The following is a 643-nucleotide window of genomic DNA, read 5'->3' as shown; positions in this document are numbered from 1 at the left end:
TCCGGATCAGCACCGGTCAGCCCGACCAACTCACTGCCGTCGGACACCCGAACACCCGCCGGCGCCACCAACCCAACGGTCATCGGCAGGAACTTCACCGCCACCACCGACCCCGGCGCAACCGCCAACCGACCCGCCTGACCATCCAGGAACGTCACACCCCGAACATCCCGAACCACATTGAACGCATGCGACACCTCAGACACCGAACTCTGCACCACCACCACACCCCGAGCCCCAACCCCAGCCCCAGCCAACAACCCACGAACCACCCCAAAATCCGCAACATCGAACACCACACCAGGCGCATCATCAGCCAACCCCAACTGCTGCCGCTGATAATTGACCAAATGACGCGTCGGCAACGGATCAGCCCCACCCGCCTGATACCCCCACCCATCCCGCAACGACATATCCGTCGCGATCGCCGTCATCACACAGTTCTCGATCAGCCCCCCAACCGGACCCGACTCCACACCCCCCACCCCACCATCCCGATACGGATTCACCCCCCCCAACCACGGAAAATCAACCAACACCTCCGACTCACTGCGATCACTCACCACCACCAACCCAGCCGACACCACCGAACCAGCCAACACACCCGACACCGGCAACACACCCGACCCCGGCGACACGGTCA

Annotated in this window: 1 protein-coding gene; it reads right to left on the bottom strand. The window is 63.5% G+C overall.

Features of this window, described 5'->3' with window-relative positions; translation table 11 throughout:
- On the bottom strand, positions 1–611 hold a 611-nt coding region (locus ABD901_RS58825), incomplete at its 3' end, for a toxin glutamine deamidase domain-containing protein (RefSeq protein WP_345145150.1).
- Positions 612–643 lie beyond the last annotated feature (32 nt).

It is taken from the genome of Dactylosporangium darangshiense (genome assembly GCF_039537565.1).
Classification (GTDB): domain Bacteria; phylum Actinomycetota; class Actinomycetes; order Mycobacteriales; family Micromonosporaceae; genus Dactylosporangium; species Dactylosporangium darangshiense.
This window is presented reverse-complemented; position numbering and strand designations above follow the sequence as displayed.